Below are 16,125 nucleotides of genomic sequence, written 5' to 3'. Positions count from 1 at the left end.
GTCAGGCGTTCCCCGCCGGTACGGTGCCGGCACCGGCGGCGGTACGGCGGCGGCGTACCGTCCAGAAGATCCCGCTGCCCACGGCCACCGTGGCGCCGACCCCGATCACCCCGGCGAGACCGCCGGAGATCCGGGCGTCGGAGATGTCCTTGACCCCGTAGTCGGCGAGCGGCGAGTCGGCCGTGGCGTGCTCCTCGGTCTTCTTGTCGATGCCGTGGTCCGCGGCGACCTTCTCCAGGCCGTCGGGGCTGGCGGAGGCGTAGAAGGAGACGAAGCCGGCCAGCACGAGGGCGGTGACCAGGCCGGTGGCCCAGAGCGTACGGGGCGAGGCGCCCGAGCGGGCGGCGACCGGGGCCGGGGCGGCGGGCGCCGCGTCGACCAGTTCCCCGCCCACCCGCAGCTTCAGCGGCGCGGACAGCCCCCGCGCGCCGTACACCAGGTCGGGCCGTACGGCGATGACCGCGCCGACCGTCAGCGCGGTGATCGCGGCCTCGCCGATCCCGATGAGCACATGGACGCCGACCATCGCGGTCAGCACCTTGCCGAGCGGTACGTCCGTCGTCCCGCCGACGGCGTAGAGGGCGGTGAAGGCGAGGGCCGCGGCCGGTACGGACACCAGCGCGGCGGCGAAGGAGGAGATGGTCACCGAGCGGCGGGTGCGGGGCAGCACCTTGACCAGGCCGCGGAAGAGCGCGTACGCGACGACGGTGGTCACCACGGCCATGTCCGTGATGTTCACGCCGAGCGCGGTGAGCCCGCCGTCCGCGAAGAGGATGCCCTGCATCAGCAGGACGACGGAGATACAGAGGACGCCGGTATAGGGGCCGACGAGTATCGCCGCCAGCGCCCCGCCCAGCAGATGGCCGCTCGTCCCGGCCGCCACGGGGAAGTTGAGCATCTGTACGGCGAAGATGAAGGCGGCGACCAGTCCGGCGAGCGGCGCGGTGCGCTCGTCCAGCTCACGGCGCGCGCCACGCAGACTGACGGCCACGGCGCCCGCGGCGACGACACCGGTGGCGACGGAGACGGGGACATCGATGAATCCATCAGGTACATGCATGGACGTGATAGTAGGCACCTGTTGCGAACAGTTCGCAAGAGCAGGTTGTACGCGAGTTGCCGCACTAGTGCTCGCCGAATGAGCCGACGGTAAAACTGCGGACTAATTCAGAATGTTTGTACAATTAAGTACTAAATGTCCTGTGCGCAGCACGAGCAGTCGAGCAGCATGAGCCGCAGAGGAGACAGCCGATGTCACCCGTCGTCGAGCAGCCCGCAAAGTGCCGTCTCATCACGGACGCCCCCCACTCCAAGGCCGTCTCCGTCACCCTCCGCTATGACGGTGCCGATCCACTCGCCATGCGCATCGTCTTCCCCGCCACGGTCTCCCTCGACGGCAAAGAGGTGGTGTGGGCGTTCGCGCGCGACCTCCTCGACCAGGGGCTGCGCATGCCCTCGGGGACCGGCGACGTACAGGTGTGGCCCTGCGGCCGGGCTCAGACCATCCTCGAATTCCACTCGCCGGAGGGGGTGGCGATGGTGCAGTTCGACGCCATGCCGCTGCGCCGGTTCCTGAAGAGTTCGTACGCGATGGTGCCCGCGGGCGAGGAGCGGCACGACGTCCAGGTGGAGAACGAGCTGGGCAGGCTCCTCCACCGGACCTGAGCCCGCGCCCGGACACCGGCGCGTATTGGCGCGCGCGTCGCGGCCGACACCGGCACGCACAGCACGGCGGCCCGGTCCCGCACCTCCCAGAGGTGTGCGACCGGGCCGCGTGCACCGCTCCGGCTCCCGTCCCCACGGCTGCCGGCGCGTACCGGGTCCGCGCGCCGCTCACGCGTCGGCCCCGGCGTCTTCAGGTGAGGCGTGTTCTCCAGCGCCCCCGGAGAACCGTGCCTCGGGCTGGGCCCTGTCCCAGCCGTCGGATACCGGCTCAGACACCCACCAGTTCGCGCTCCGGCTCGGGACCGCCCTCCGGCGCCGTCTCCAGCCGCTTGCGCAGCGCCTCACCCTCCACGTCCACGTTGGGCAGCACCCGGTCCAGCCAGCGCGGCAGCCACCAGGCCTTCCTGCCGAGCAGCGCGAGCACCGCGGGCACGATCGCCATCCGCACCACGAAGGCGTCGAAGAAGACGGCGATCGCCAGCCCGAAGCCGATCATCTTGATCATCGCCTCGCTGGAGCCGATGAAGCCCGCGAAGACCGCGATCATGATCACCGCCGCGGCCGAGACGACCCGCGCCCCGTGCCGGAAGCCGGTGACGACCGCCTCACCGGGCCGCTCCCCGTGGACGTACGCCTCGCGCATCCGCGTGACCAGGAACACCTCGTAGTCCATGGCCAGGCCGAACACCACGCCCACCATGAAGATCGGCATCATCGACATCACGGGCCCGGTCTGCTCGACCCCGAACAGGCTCCCCAGCCAGCCCCACTGGAAGACCGCGACCACCGCGCCGAGCGCCGCGACGACGGAGAGCAGGAAGCCGAGGGCCGCCTTCAGCGGTACGAGTACGGACCGGAAGACCAGCATCAGCAGCAGGAAGGCCAGCCCGACGACCAGCGCCAGATACGGGACCAGCGCCGCGTTCATCTTCTCCGAGAAGTCGATGTTCATCGCCGTGGCACCGGTGACCAGGACCTCGGCGCCGTTGTCCGCCTTGATCTCCCCGCCGGTGTCACGGATGGAGTGGACCAGGTTCTCGGTGTCGACCGAGGACGGGCGGTCCTCGGGGATCACCGTGATGGTCGCGGTGTCGCCCGCCTTGTTGACCGTGGACGGGGTGACGGCGGCCACCCCGTCCATCTCCCGTACGGTGTCCGCGACCTCGGTGGCCGCGGCCTTGGCGTTGTCATTGGCCTTGCCGTCCACCACGACCATCAGCGGCCCGTTGAAGCCGGGGCCGAAGCCGTCGGACAGCAGGTCGTACGCCTTGCGCTGGGTGGTGCTCACCGGCTGCGACCCGTCGTCGGGCAGGCCCAGCTCCAGCGACGCGGCGGGAACGGCGATCGCTCCCAGCCCCACGACCGCCGTGACCAGGACGGCGACCGGCCGGCGCAGCACGAACCGCGCCCAGCGGGTGCCCATGTTGGCCTTGTGGTGGTGCGTACCGTTCTCCAGCGCGGTACGGGCCTTACGGCCGTGCACCCGCTTGCCCGCGAAACCGAGCAGCGCCGGGATGAGGGTGAGCGCGATGAGGACGGCGATCACGACCGTACCGGCGGCGGCGAAGCCCATCTTGGTGAGCATCGGGATATTGACCACGGCCAGCCCGACCAGCGCGACGACGACCGTCAGCCCGGCGAAGACCACCGCGGACCCGGCGGTGCCGACCGCCCTCCCGGCGGCCTCCTCCCGTTCGCGTCCCTCGGTCAGCTCGGCCCGGTAGCGGGACACGATGAACAGCGCGTAGTCGATTCCGACCGCGAGGCCGATCATCATCGCCAGGGTGGAGGTGGTGGAGCCCAGGTCCAGGACATTGGCGAGCGCGGTGATCGTGGAGATCCCGACACCGACCCCGATCAGCGCGGTGAGCAGCGGAAGCCCGGCCGCGATCAGCGATCCGAAGGTGATCACGAGCACCACCGCGGCGACGGCCACCCCGATGATCTCGGTGGCCCCGGTCTCAGGTGCCGCCTGGAGCGCGTCTCCGCCGATCTCCACCGACAGCCCCTGCGCCCGCGCGTCCGCACCCGTCTCTTCGAGCGCGCCGCGGGTCTCGTCGGTCAGCTCCATCCCGCTGACCTTGTACGCGACCGAGACGTAGGCCGTCGTACCGTCCTTGGAGACGGCGTTGGCGGTGTACGGGTCGGACACCGAGGAGACCTGCGGCGAGCCCGCGGACAGCTCGTCCACGACCGAGCGGACCTCGGCCTTGTTGGCGGCGTCGGTCATCTTCTCGCCCGCGGGCGCCTTGAAGACGACCCGGGCGGTCGCGCCATCGGCGCTCGCTCCTGGGAAGCGCTGTTCAAGCAGGTCGAAGGCCTTCTGGGCCTCCGTTCCCGGAATGGAGAAGGAACTGGCCGCGGGGGCGGACGCGGAGGCCGCGCCGACCCCGGCGAGCGCCAGCAGGGCCACCCACAGCAGGGCGACGAAACGGCGGCGCCGGAAGGCGAGCCTTCCGATCTTGTAGAGGAACGTGGCCACGAGGGCGTACTCCCGGTCTGTCGACGGAAAGGGCATGGGGAGCCGGCCCGACGACGAGAGAGCGGCACGCGTCAGGTACAGGGGTACTGCTGGGGAGAGTCCCGCCGAGGCGGAGGGGACTGGGGACTGCGGGGGGGTGGTCAGACGCCGAGCGCGGGGAGGACCACGGCGTCGAAATAGGAGGCGAGGAAAGCGCGGTCGACCAACCGGTCCTCGATCAACTGGCGGGCCACAAAGGCGCCGACCAGCATGTGCATGATGTATTGCAGCGCCGGATTGTCCGCGGCCACTTCGCCGCGGTCCACCGCGCGCTGGAGCAGTTCCTGGAGCCCCTGCATCTCGGGCTCGATCAGCAGCTCGTGGAACGCCTGGTAGAGGTCGGGATTGTCATGGACGGCATGCATCAGGCCCCGCATCAGCGCGGAGTCCTTCTCCACCCGGCAGTCGTCGGTGCGGCCCACGATCGCATGGAAGTCGCCGCGCAGCGAGCCGGTGTCGATCTGGTCGGTGTGGACGGGTTTGTTGTACCGCATCGCCCGGACGACCAGCTCGGGCTTGCTCCCCCACTGGCGGTAGAGGGTCGCCTTGCTGGACCGGGTACGGGCGGCGATGGCGTCCATGGTGAGGGCGTCATAACCGACCTCGCGCAGCAGATCGAGCACGGCACCGTACAGCTCGGCCTCGCGCTCCGGCGTGAGCCTGCTGCGTGCCATGCCAACCTCCGAACGAAACGGTTTCGTACAGTACGAAGATAACCCGGCCGCCAAGCGAAACGACCCCGTTTCGCTTGTGGCTTGCACCACACCTGTCCAGTGGCCGCATAACACCTGTCAGAGGCGCTTCGCGCTCAAAAAGGGCAGCATTGGGGGGTGAGTGACGACGTCGCGTATCTACGCTTCCCGCACCTCCACGACGACTTGCTGTGCTTCGCCGCCGAGGACGACCTCTGGGTCGCGCCCCTCGTGCCGGCCGGGCACCGGCCCGAACGCGCCTGGCGGCTGACCGTCGACCGGACCAGAGTCGGTCATCCCCGCTTCTCGCCCGACGGCCGCCACATCGCCTATACGACCTGGCGCAGCCTCGATCCCGAGATCCATCTCGCCCCGGTGGACGGCGGCCCGGCCCGCCGGCTGACCTACTGGGGCGCCACCGACACCCGCGTCTGCGGCTGGACACCCCCGCCCCGGGCACCGGCGGCGAGCCCCAGATCCTCGCGGTCTCCTCGCACGGCCAGCCTTTCTCCTACTTCGCCTGGGCCTACAGCCTGCCCACCGACGGTTCCCCCGGCGGTGCGCTGCCCTGGGGCCCGGTCAACGACATCGCCGTCGCGGACATCAGCGGCGAGCACCGTACGCTCCTGCTCACCGGCAAACCCCCGCACGAGCCGGCCGCCTGGAAGCGCTACCGCGGCGGGGCCATGGGACGGCTCTGGCTGCACGGCAAGCGGCTGCTCCCGGACCTCGGGGGCCACCTCGACTGCCCGATGTTCGTCGGCGGACGCATCGCGTTCCTCTCCGACCACGAGGGCATCGGCAATCTGTACTCCTGCCTCCCCGACGGCACCGGTCTGCTGCGCCACACCGACCACGACGCCTTCTACGCCCGCCACGCCTCCTCCGACGGCCGCCGGGTCGTCTACCAGTGCGCGGGCGAACTCTGGCTGGTCGACGACCTGACCGCCGGCTCGGTGCCGCGCAGGCTGGACGTACGGCTCGGCGGGCAGCGCGCGGGACGGCGCCCCTACCAGGTCCCCGCCGCCAGCCATGTCAACGGGATCTCCGTGGACACCACGGGCCGGGCAAGCGCCGTGTCCGTACGCGGCAGCCTGTACTGGCTCACGCACCGCGACGGCCCGGCCCGTACGATCGCCGACACCCATGGCGTACGGGTACGGCTCCCCGAGATGCTCGGCAGCGGCGGCAAGGTCGCGTACATCACCGACGCGGACGGCGAGGACGCCATAGAGATCGCGTATCTGCCGCGTGCGAGCGGCGACCGGGAGCCGCTCCGGCTGGCGTCGGGCCGGCTCGGCCGGGTCCGGGAGATGGTCGCCGACCCGGAGGGCGAGCGGATAGCGATCGCCTCGCACGACGGCCGGCTGCTGCTGATCGATGTCCCGGAGGACACGGAGGACATACCGGAGGAGCCCGCCGAACCGGCGGCGCGTCCCGGACCGGCCGGGTCCGCCGACGGGGCTCCGGGCGAGACCGCCAAGGACACTCCCGCCACCGTCACCGAACTCATCCACTCCGTCAACGGCCCCGTCGCCGACCTGGCCTTCTCCCCCGACGGCGGCTGGCTCACCTGGTCCCATCCCGGTATCGGCCGCTCCCTGCGCCAGATCAAGCTCGCCAAGATCTCCGGCAGCTTCGCGCGTACGGTCGTCGATGTCACCAACGGCCGCTTCGAGGACGAGAATCCGGTCTTCACCAGCGACGGCCGCTATCTCGCCTTCCTGTCCTGGCGCGGCTTCGACCCGGTGTACGACGTGCACACCGGCGACCTCTCCTTCCCGCTGGGCTGCCGCCCCTATCTCGTACCGCTGTCCTCCGCGACCCCGTCGCCCTTCGCGCTGTCGCCGGACGGCCGGCCCGCGGCGGGCGGGCTCGATCCGCTGGACAGCGAGCCGGAGGAGGCAGCGGCACAGACGGGCGCCGGGGGCGGGACGGTCACGGTCGAGGTCGAAGGCCTGGCCGACCGGGTCACCCCCTTCCCGGTCACCGCGTCCAAGTACTCGGCGCTGCACCCGGTCAGCGGCGGCGGTCTGGTCTGGCTGCGCTGGCCGATCTCCGGCGCGCTCGGCGAGACCTTCGCCAACCCCGCGGACATGTCGGGCCGCCCCACCCTCGAACACTTCGACATCGCGAAGGCCCGTAAGAGCGAACTCGTGGGCCATCTGGACTGGTTCGCGGTCAGCGGCGACGGCAGCAGGCTGGTGGTCGTGGACGACGGCGAGCTGCGCGCCGTACCCGCCACCGAGCCCGGTGACGGCGACTCGACGGTCCTGCTCGATCTGCGCCGCATACTGCACGACGTCGATCCGGGCGCCGAGTGGCGCCAGGCCTTCGAGGAGGCGGGGCGGTTGATCCGCGCGTACTTCTGGGAGCCGCGGATGTGCGGCATCGACTGGGACGGGGTCCTCGCCCAATACCGTCCGCTGGTCGAACGGGTCGCCTCCCCCGACGAGTTCGCGGATCTGCTCCGCGAGGTCCTCGGCGAGCTGGGCACCTCCCATGCCTATGTCACCCCCGCCCGCCGCAACGAGGGCCCGCCGCACTACCAGCGCCCGATCGGCCTGCTCGGCGCCAATCTGGTCCCCCGGGACGGCGCCTGGATGATCAAACGGATCCTGCCGGGCGACTCCTCGGACTCCAAGGCCCGCTCCCCGCTGGCCGGTACGGGCATCCGCGCGGGCGCGGTCCTCACCCATGTCGACGGCCGGCCCGTCGACCCGGTGGCGGGTCCCTATCCGCTGCTGGCCGCCGCCGGAGGCACCACGGTCGAGCTGACCTTCAGACCCGCCGGGCGCGACAGCGCTCCCCGCCGGGTCGCGGTCGTCCCGCTGATCGACGAACGCCCGCTGCGCTACCAGGACTGGGTGGCCAAACGCCGTGAGGTGGTACGGGAGATCAGCGGCGGCAAGTGCGGCTATCTGCACATCCCCGACATGGGCGGCTCCGGCTGGGCGCAGTTCAACCGCGACCTGCGTCTGGAGGTCTCACGTCCCGCGCTGATCGTGGACGTACGGGGCAACGCGGGCGGCCATATCAGTGAGCTGGTCGTGGAGAAGCTGACCCGCAGGATCATCGGCTGGGACCTGACGCGTGACGCCCAGCCCGTCTCGTACGCCTCCAACGCCCCGCGCGGCCCGGTCGTCGCGCTCGCCGACGAGGCGACCTCCTCCGACGGCGACATGATCACCGCGGCGTTCCGGCTGCTCAATCTGGGCCCGGTGGTGGGCCAGCGGACCTGGGGCGGGGTGGTCGGCATCACCGGCCGCCACCGCCTCGGCGACGGTACGGTCATCACGGTGCCGATGAACGCGGCCTGGTTCGACGCGTACGGCTGGTCCATAGAGAACCACGGCGTCGAGCCGGACATCGAGGCCCTGCGCACCCCGCTCGACTGGGCGGAGGGGCGGCACGCCCAGCTCGACGACGCGGTGTGGGTGGCGCTGGATCTGCTGGCCGGGCATCCGGCGTCGACACCGCCGGGGTACGAGGCCGTCCCCGACCTGCGCCGGCCGAAACTCCCCCGCGCGCCACCGACTAGCGCTGTCGCCGTTTCCGAGCGGCACGGCCCGCGGGCGGACAAAAGGCGCACCCGGCGAACCGGGTGCGCCTCCTGTCAGGCCCTCAAGCGCTTCGATCAGGCGTCGAAGTGGTCGTCGAACTCGTCACGCGCGTCCTGCGTCCTGCGCGCCCCGGGGTCGCGGCCCTCCTGCGCACGGTCATTGCCCTGCGGGGAACGCTGGCCCTGCTGCCCGTGCTGCCCCGGCTGGCCGTGCTGGCGGTTCTGCTGACCCTGGCTGCCCTGGCCCTGCTGGCCGTGCTGGCCCTGACGGTTCTGCTGCCCGCGCTGCGACTGCTCGTCGCGCTGGTTGTCGCCCATCTGAGACTTCGCCCGGTCGCCGAGCTCTTGCGCCTTGTCCTTGAACTGGTCGGAAATACCCATGGAATTTCACTCCTGGAAGAGGTGGGGGGTGGGGCCTCGACCAGACTTACACGCCCCGACATTCCGCGCATTTCGATCAGTTACGCTGTGTGCGCTCCCTCTCGTCCGCGGCCCCGCCCGCCCCCACAAGTCCCTTGCGCACGCCCGCCATACGGGGTTCCGCACGCCGCATCTCACGCGTCCCGGCCATGGCGACAAGGCCCGGCAGACAGCCCCGTACCGGCCGTATCGCGCGCAGCCATCCCTGCGCGTACACCTGCGCGGAGCGCCGCTCGATCCCCGCGACGATCCGTTCCGCCGCGGGACCGGGCGCATAGGTGCGGTTCGCCGGCCAGGGCAGCCGTCCGCGCAGCTCCCGCATCACCTCGTCCTGGTCGGCGCCGCGCACCATGTCCGTGTCCGTCCAGGACAGATAGCCGACACCGACCCGCACTCCGTGGTGCGCGACCTCGGCGCGCAGGCTGTGCGCGAAGGCCTCGGCACCCGACTTTGACGCGCAGTACGCGGTCATCATCGGCGCGGGGACGAGCGCGGCCAGCGACGCGATCTGGAGGAAGTAGCCGCGGCTCTCCATGAGCGCCGGCAGGAACGCCCGCGCCGTGACCGCGCCGCCCAGCAGATTGACCTCGACGACCCGCCGCCACACCTCCGGATCCGAGTCGGCGAACGGCCCGCCGGACGCGACGCCCGCGTTGGCGACGACGATGTCCACCGCCCCGAAACACTCCTCGACCTCCGCCGCCACCCCGGCCATCGCCGTGTGGTCGGTGACGTCCGCGTACCAGTGCGCGCGGTCGGAGTGCAGCCGGGCGGCGACGCGCTTCAGCTCTTCCTCCTCCAGACCGACGAGCGCCACCCTGGCGCCGCGTGCCGAGAGTTTGCGGGCCAGGAGTTCACCGACACCGCGCGCCGCGCCCGTGACGACCGCGACCTGCCCGTCGAGCGGTGCGCGCCGCTTCGGAAAGCCCCTCACGCGGCACCCTCCTTCGCGCCCTTCGGACCCTTCGTACTCCTGCCGCTCAGGTGGACGCACACCAGCTCACGGATCCTGGCCGTGACGGTGTCCGGGGCCTCCACCGGGGTCATGTGGCCGATCCCGCGGAGTTCGGTCAGCCCGGCGCAGTCGGGCAGCGCGGCGGCCAGCGCCCGCGCCTGGACGGGCGGGGTCAGCCGGTCGGCCGTCCCCACGAGCACGGCGGCGGGCAACCTCAACTCCCGTACCTCCGCGTCGAGATCGAGCCCGCCGAGCACATGCGACCAGCCCACCCGGGAGCGCCGCGGGCAGGCGTGCACGATCCGCGCGCACCGGGCGACCCGCTCCGGCGCGGCTCCCCGGCCCATCGTCCCGTAGCGCAGGATCCGTCGGGACAGCGGTGTGACCGGGCCGAGCGGTGCGCGGGCGCCGAGTACGAGCCGGGTGAGACGGGTCCGTACCCGTCCGGCGCGCATCGGCACCACGCGCGCCTCGGCGACCAGCCGCGAACTGCCCGTACTGCACAGCAGAACGGCCGCCGCGTGCTCACGGAACGCGGGCCTGCGCGCGGCGGCCATCAGTGCCATCCCGCCCATCGAATGCCCCGCCAGTACGGCCTTCTCGCCCGGCTCCAGCGTGGCGGCGAGCACAGCTTCCAGATCGTCGGCGAGCGCCCCGGCCGAGTACCCGCCCCGGCCCGGCAGCGCCGTACGGCCGTGCCCGCGCTGGTCGTAGGCGATCACCCGGTGGTCCGCGGCCAGGTCCTCGATCTGGTCCGCCCAGAAGCCGATACGGCAGGTCCAGCCATGGGCCAGGACGACCGCGGGCCGGCCGGCGCGGCCGTACACCTCGGTGTGGATACGGGATCCGTCGGCGGAGACGGCGGTCAGCTCACGCCGTTCACCGCCCCTGGGCAGCCCGCTCACCGGACCGTTTCCCGCTCGCCCGCCGCCGACCGCACACCTTGGCCCGGCCCGGCGGCGCGGATCACCTCGTACTCCGAGAGATCGACGCGGCGCGTGGCGCGGCGGAACTCGGCTGTCGTACCAGGCCAGATGGTGGTGTTGCGGCCGTTCGCGTCCAGATACCAGCTCGTGCAGCCGCCGGTGTTCCACACGGTCCGCTTCATCCGCTCCTGCACCCGGTGGTTCCAGGTACGGACGGCAGCGGGCCGCGGCGCGAGTGCCACGCGCCCGCCGAAGGCGTCCAGGCCGTCCAACTGCCGCAGGAAGTCCGCCATGTAGTTGAGCTGGGACTCGATCATCAGGATCATCGAGGAGTTCCCGAGACCGGTGTTGGGGCCGATGATCGTCATCCAGTTGGGAAAGCCGGCCGTGGTCGCGCCGCGCAGCGACTCCATACCGTTCCGCCAGGTCTCGGCGAGCGTGCTGCCCTCCGCGCCGACGACCCGTTCGGCGATCGGCATGTCCGTCACATGGAAGCCGGTCCCGAAGACGACCGCGTCCGCCTCGCACTCCGTACCGTCGGCCGCGACCAGCGTGGAGCCGCGCACCTCGGCGAGACCCGAGGCCACCACATCGACATTGGGCTGCGCGAGCGCCGGATAGTACGAGCTGGAGAGCAGGATCCGCTTGCACCCGATGCGGTACGAAGGTGTCAACGCGGCGCGGAGCGCGGGGTCTTGGATGGCCCTGGCGATATTGGCCTTGGCGAGCGACTCGACGAGCCCGAGTTCGTTGGGCCGCTTGGTGAACGCCTGGACCTGCAACTCCCTTATGCCCCAGAGCAGTTTGCGCCGGGCGGCCGCCGTGAAGGGCAGCGCGCGGTGCAGTCGGCGCTCGGCCGCGGATATCGCGCGGTCGGCGCGTGGCATCACCCAGGGCGGGGTCCGCTGGAACAGTGTCAGCCTGCGCACATCGGGCTGGATCGCGGGGACGATCTGGATCGCGGAGGCACCGGTGCCGATCACCGCGACGCGCTTGCCGCGCAGTTCGTAGTCGTGGTCCCAGCGCGCCGAGTGGAAGACCTTCCCGGGGAATCCGTCGAGCCCGGGGATGTCGGGGATCCGGGGATCGGAGAGCGGCCCGGCCGCGGAGACCACCACATCGGCGGTGAAAGTCCCCCGCGAGGTCTCCAGCTCCCAGTGCAGGGCGTCCGGGTCCCAGCGCATCAGCCGGACCTCGTGACGGGTCCGCAGATGCGGCCGCAGCCCGAAGGCGTCCGTGATCCGTTCCAGATAGGCCCTTATGTGCCGCTGCCCCGAAAAGACGCGCGGCCAGTCGGGGTTGGGCGCGAAGGAGAACGAGTAGAGATGCGACGGCACATCGCAGGCGCACCCGGGATAGCTGTTGTCGCGCCAGGTCCCGCCGACCGAACCGGCCCGCTCCAGGACGACGAAGTCGGTTATTCCCTCTCTGCGCAGCCGTATGGCCGCCCCCAGGCCGCCGAATCCGGATCCGACCACCGCCACGCGCACGTGCTGGCCCATACCGCCTCCTGACGCCGGAACATCACGAACCACGCCAGCGATCACTGGCGCAATCCGGAGCGTAGAGCAGCTCCGTACTCATGGGTAGGGGGCGGGCCGAAACACGTTACCGGGGGTACGACATAAGCTGCCCGGCATGGAGTACCGCATGGAGGAGCTGGCACGCGAGGCGGGCATCACGGTCCGCACCGTGCGCTTCTACCGCGAGCGCGGGCTGATACGGCCGCCCCGCCGCGAGGGCAGGATCGCGTGGTACGACGACCACCATCTCGCCCGGCTCCGTACGATCGCGGCCCTGCTGGAACGCGGCCACACCCTGAACGGCATCGCCGACCTCGCCACCGCCTTCGAGAGCGGGCGCGATGTCGGCGAAGTGCTCGGCCTCGGCATACCGACCGAGGAGACCCCGGTCCGGCTCTCCCCCGAGGAACTGGCGGACTACTTCGAGGGCGAGGCCACCGCGGAGAATCTGGCCGCCGCCCTCTCACTCGGCTATCTGGCCACGGACGGCGACGAGATCGTCCACATCAGCCGCCGGCTGCTCGACACCTCGGCGGCCCTGGTCCGCGCGGGGATTCCCCTCGCCACCATCCTGGAGACCGCCCGCCGGGTCCGCGTCCACGCGGAGGCCCTGGCGGATCTCTTCGCCACGGTCCTCTCCGCCCACATCACCACCCCGGACACCGCCGGACTCCGGCCGCTGGCCAAGGGCGTCGTGGAGGCGGAGCTGTCGATGGCACTGGACCGCCGGCTGCGCGAGCCCGCGCCGAACGACGCCTGACAGCGCTCCCGGGATCCGGCTGCCGCGATCTGTGCGAGCCGTGGGACTCAGCTCTCGTACACCACCGTCACCGGCGCGTGGTCGCTCCACCGCTCCTCGTGCGCCGCCGCCCGCTCGACCCACCCCTTGACCGCGCGCCCGGCCAGACCGGGGGTCGCGACATGCAGATCGATGCGCCAGCCCGTGTCGTTGTCGAAGGCACGGCCCCGGTAGGACCACCACGAGTACGGCCCCTCCTGGTCCGGGTGCAGGGCGCGCATCACATCCGTATAGCCGGCCCCGTCGTAGAGCCGGGTCAGCCAGGCGCGCTCCTCGGGCAGGAACCCGGAGGACTTGCGGTTGGCGCGCCAGTTCTTGAGGTCGGCCTCCTGGTGCGCGATGTTCCAGTCGCCGCAGACCAGCACCTCACGCCCGTCGGCCGCCGCGCTCTTCCTCAGCCGCTCCAGATACGGCAGGAACGCGTCCATGAAACGGACCTTCTCGTCCTGCCTCTCCGTGCCCACCTCGCCGGACGGCAGGTAGAGGCTGGCCACCGTGACCCCGGGCAGCTCGATCTCGGCGTACCGCCCGCTCGTGTCGAACTCGGCGCCCCCGGCTTCCGTGCCGCCGAAGCCGATCCGGGTACGGTCGGGCTCGCGGCGCGAGAGGAGCGTGACACCGGCACGGCCCTTGGCGGCGGCCGGGGCGTGCAGCACGTGCCAGCCCTCGGGCGCCCGCACGGACTCGGGAAGCTGCTCCGGCTCGGCCCGTACCTCCTGGAGGCAGACCACATCGGCGGCGGTCTCCGCCAGCCACTCCACGAACCCCTTCTTGGCGGCGGCGCGGAGGCCATTCACATTCACGGTCGTCACAGTGAGCACCCCGGCACCCTACCGACCCGAAAAACGGAGGCCCGGTCCGGCGTACTGCCGGACCGGGCCTCCGCGAGGGGGCGTCAGCGGTTGTTGGCGCCGTTCCCGGACAGGACCGGGATGTCGTCCAGGATGTGCGACAGCGGCTCGTCGCCCTTGGCCTGGGTCGAGTTCTCGACACACTGCTGGTTCTGCGGCGACGACAGGACATTGATGTCCTGGACCGTGATCGGGACGGCGCCGATGAGAGAGCCCAGATTGGCCTTGAGCGGCAGACCGATGCAGGGCTTGTTCAGCGAGCCCTGGACCAGGCCGAGCTGCGGGCTCATGTCGCCCTTGGTGGAAGAGTTTCCGAAGGCCTGCTCGGCACCGTTGCCGCTGAACGACGTGGTGCCATGGTCGTCACCGATCGCCAGGGCCGGCGACACGGCCGCGGCGGACGCCCCGACGATCGTGGCCGCTACCGCGGCGGTTGCCCACAGCTTCTTCATGTAAATGCCTTTCCGGAAAGTCGGACCCCACCGGTGGAGTCCGATTGCTCAACCCGCCGATGGACGGAATAGTTGCGGCCGTTCCCTCGAACGGCGTATCGCATTAACAGCGAAAAGACCGGACCGCCGCGGGATTTCAGCGACGGTCCGGCCGACCGACCGATTTCTCAGTGGTTGCCCGTGCCATTGCCGGACAGGATCGGGATGTTGTCCAGGATGTGCGACAGCGGCTCATCACCCTTCGCCTGGGTGGAGTTCTCGACACACTGCTGGTTCTGCGGGGAGGACAGGACATTGATGTCCTGGACCGAGACCGGGATGAGGCCGATGAGAGAGCCGGCGTTCAGCTTGGCGGGCAGACCGATGCAGGGCTTGTTGAGCGAGCCCTGGATGAGCGCCATCTGCGGGCTCATGTGGCCGTACGTCGCCGAGTTGCCGTAGGCCTGCCAGGCGCCGTTGCCGCTGAACGACGTGGTCCCGGTGTCGTTGCCGACGGCGAGTGCCTGCGGAGCGGCGGCGGCGGAAAAGCCGACGGCCGAGGCGGCGACAGCCGCACCGGCCATGACCTTCTTGATCATCACGATGAGTCCCCTTCTGACGGATGCCCCAAGACTGCGGAGCCCCCTGAGCAACTTCCCACCGTGTGTTTGGTTCTGGCGCTTCACCCCAATGGTCTATTACCGGTGATCAACTAGCCGATCGGGTGAAGCAGCGGAACCAAACCGCTGACATGCGGTTGTCCAAGTCGCCCCACCTGCATTTCCTGAGAAAAGGAACCCATCGTGATCAAGAAGATTATGGCCGGCGCCGCCGTCGCCGCCTCCGTGGTCGGCATGTCTGCTGCGGCGGCGCCCACCGCGCTCGCCATCGGCGACGACCATGGCACCACGTCGTTCAGCGGCAACGGCGCCAAGCAGGCCTTCGGGAACTCCTCCACCAAGGGCGACATGAGCCCGCAGCTCGAACTGATCCAGGGCTCGCTCAACAAGCTCTGCCTCGGTGTGCCCGTCAAGGTCAACGCCGGCTCCCTCGTCGGCCTCATCCCGGTCACGGTCCAGGACGTCAACGTCCTATCGTCGCCGCAGAACCAGCAGTGCGCGGAGAACTCCACCCAGGCGAAGGGCGACGAGCCGCTGTCGCACATCCTGGACGACATCCCGGTCCTGTCCGGGAACGGCACCGGCAACCACTGACCGGTACCGCCTGCCACCGCCCGGACGGCGCTCCGGGCCGACGGGCCGGCCGGGGCGACGGTGCCCCGGCCGGCCCGTCCCGTATTCCAGACGGTTCCGTACGGACCCCTGCCGGGCGGAAACGGAAAAGCCCCGGAATCGCTTCGCGCGGCATTCGGGTGAACCAGCGAAGCCATAAAACAGGGCAGTTTCCTTGCCGCGCGCCTCATCGTTGGAGTTCCAGCAGCGGACGTAAGGGCCGAGAAGTCGATGCCCCCGTGCCACGACAGTCGTACGGACGAATTCGCCGCTGCGGAAAGGGCTCACGATGAAGTGCAAGAAGGCCGCAACCATCGTCGCAGGTCTGCTCATGACGATGGGCGCCGCCGCCCCGGCCACGGCCGACTCCGAGGCCAAGGCGGCCGCGGTCGGCTCCCCGGGCGTCCTCTCGGGCAATGCCATCCAGGTGCCCATCCACGTTCCGATCAACCTGTGCGGCAACACCGTCGACATCCTCGCTCTGCTGAACCCGGCCTTCGGCAACGCCTGCGTCAACGCCGGCTGACGCTTCCCGTCCGGTCCCGGAG

The 16,125-nt window shown here is 70.6% G+C and carries 13 protein-coding genes and 1 pseudogene; 5 read left to right on the top strand and 9 right to left on the bottom strand.

Annotation, left to right across the window (positions count from 1 at the left end; genetic code table 11):
- Position 1: 1 nt before the first annotated feature.
- Positions 2–1,060 (bottom strand): energy-coupling factor ABC transporter permease, encoded by a 1,059-nt coding sequence (locus KQY30_RS21595; RefSeq protein ID WP_217308255.1) that lies wholly within the window; start codon positions 1,058–1,060, stop codon positions 2–4.
- A 191-nt stretch (positions 1,061–1,251) separates the two neighbouring features.
- Between KQY30_RS21595 and KQY30_RS21590 the strand changes: the two genes are divergently transcribed.
- Positions 1,252–1,665, top strand: coding sequence for an SsgA family sporulation/cell division regulator (locus tag KQY30_RS21590; protein WP_217308254.1), 414 nt, complete (start codon positions 1,252–1,254; stop codon positions 1,663–1,665).
- A 268-nt stretch (positions 1,666–1,933) separates the two neighbouring features.
- Here KQY30_RS21590 and KQY30_RS21585 read toward each other — a convergent pair whose 3' ends face one another.
- Entirely contained in the window at positions 1,934–4,147 is a 2,214-nt protein-coding gene (locus KQY30_RS21585; RefSeq protein WP_217308253.1) for an MMPL family transporter, read from the bottom strand.
- 140 nt (positions 4,148–4,287) lie between these two features.
- Positions 4,288–4,860, bottom strand: a complete 573-nt coding sequence (locus tag KQY30_RS21580; RefSeq protein WP_217308252.1) for a TetR/AcrR family transcriptional regulator — start codon at positions 4,858–4,860, stop codon at positions 4,288–4,290.
- 156 nt (positions 4,861–5,016) lie between these two features.
- Between KQY30_RS21580 and KQY30_RS21575 the strand changes: the two are divergent.
- Positions 5,017–8,402, top strand: a pseudogene (locus KQY30_RS21575) (S41 family peptidase); the annotation flags it as partial.
- 495 nt (positions 8,403–8,897) lie between these two features.
- On the opposite strand, the gene KQY30_RS21570 reads toward KQY30_RS21575, so the two are convergent.
- The 3 genes from KQY30_RS21570 to KQY30_RS21560 are packed head-to-tail and all read right to left on the bottom strand — an operon-like array spanning position 8,898 to position 12,243.
- Positions 8,898–9,794 carry an SDR family oxidoreductase gene (locus KQY30_RS21570; RefSeq protein ID WP_217308251.1) on the bottom strand — a complete coding sequence of 299 codons (897 nt, stop codon included), beginning with the start codon at positions 9,792–9,794 and terminating at the stop codon, positions 8,898–8,900.
- Entirely contained in the window at positions 9,791–10,720 is a 930-nt protein-coding gene (locus KQY30_RS21565) for an alpha/beta fold hydrolase (RefSeq protein ID WP_217308250.1), read from the bottom strand. The genes KQY30_RS21570 and KQY30_RS21565 overlap by 4 nt, the downstream gene beginning before the upstream one ends.
- Positions 10,717–12,243 carry an NAD(P)/FAD-dependent oxidoreductase gene (locus KQY30_RS21560; RefSeq protein WP_217308249.1) on the bottom strand — a complete coding sequence of 509 codons (1,527 nt, stop codon included), beginning with the start codon at positions 12,241–12,243 and terminating at the stop codon, positions 10,717–10,719. Before KQY30_RS21560 ends, KQY30_RS21565 begins: the two co-directional genes overlap by 4 nt.
- Before the next feature lie 148 nt (positions 12,244–12,391).
- Between KQY30_RS21560 and KQY30_RS21555 the strand changes: the two genes are divergently transcribed.
- Positions 12,392–13,024 carry a MerR family transcriptional regulator gene (locus tag KQY30_RS21555; protein WP_217311222.1) on the top strand — a complete coding sequence of 211 codons (633 nt, stop codon included), beginning with the start codon at positions 12,392–12,394 and terminating at the stop codon, positions 13,022–13,024.
- A gap of 47 nt (positions 13,025–13,071) precedes the next feature.
- Here the strand turns inward: KQY30_RS21555 and KQY30_RS21550 are convergent, their stop codons facing one another.
- From KQY30_RS21550 to KQY30_RS21540, 3 genes are all read right to left on the bottom strand, one after another.
- Positions 13,072–13,884 carry an exodeoxyribonuclease III gene (locus tag KQY30_RS21550; RefSeq protein WP_217308248.1) on the bottom strand — a complete coding sequence of 271 codons (813 nt, stop codon included), beginning with the start codon at positions 13,882–13,884 and terminating at the stop codon, positions 13,072–13,074.
- A 74-nt stretch (positions 13,885–13,958) separates the two neighbouring features.
- A complete protein-coding gene (locus tag KQY30_RS21545) occupies positions 13,959–14,366 on the bottom strand; it encodes a rodlin (protein ID WP_217308247.1) in 408 nt (135 codons plus the stop codon).
- 167 nt (positions 14,367–14,533) lie between these two features.
- Positions 14,534–14,944 carry a rodlin gene (locus KQY30_RS21540; RefSeq protein WP_217311221.1) on the bottom strand — a complete coding sequence of 137 codons (411 nt, stop codon included), beginning with the start codon at positions 14,942–14,944 and terminating at the stop codon, positions 14,534–14,536.
- Between the two features lie 207 nt (positions 14,945–15,151).
- Between KQY30_RS21540 and KQY30_RS21535 the strand changes: the two genes are divergently transcribed.
- Both KQY30_RS21535 and KQY30_RS21530 read left to right on the top strand, forming a co-directional pair.
- Positions 15,152–15,559 carry a rodlin gene (locus tag KQY30_RS21535; protein ID WP_217311220.1) on the top strand — a complete coding sequence of 136 codons (408 nt, stop codon included), beginning with the start codon at positions 15,152–15,154 and terminating at the stop codon, positions 15,557–15,559.
- A 307-nt stretch (positions 15,560–15,866) separates the two neighbouring features.
- Positions 15,867–16,103 carry a chaplin gene (locus KQY30_RS21530; protein ID WP_217308246.1) on the top strand — a complete coding sequence of 79 codons (237 nt, stop codon included), beginning with the start codon at positions 15,867–15,869 and terminating at the stop codon, positions 16,101–16,103.
- The last annotated feature ends 22 nt before the right edge of the window (positions 16,104–16,125 follow it).

This window comes from Streptomyces sp. GMY02 (assembly GCF_019056675.1).
Taxonomy (GTDB): domain Bacteria; phylum Actinomycetota; class Actinomycetes; order Streptomycetales; family Streptomycetaceae; genus Streptomyces; species Streptomyces odonnellii.
The sequence above is the reverse complement of the archived record's forward strand: the minus strand, read 5'-3'. Positions and strand labels throughout refer to the sequence as shown.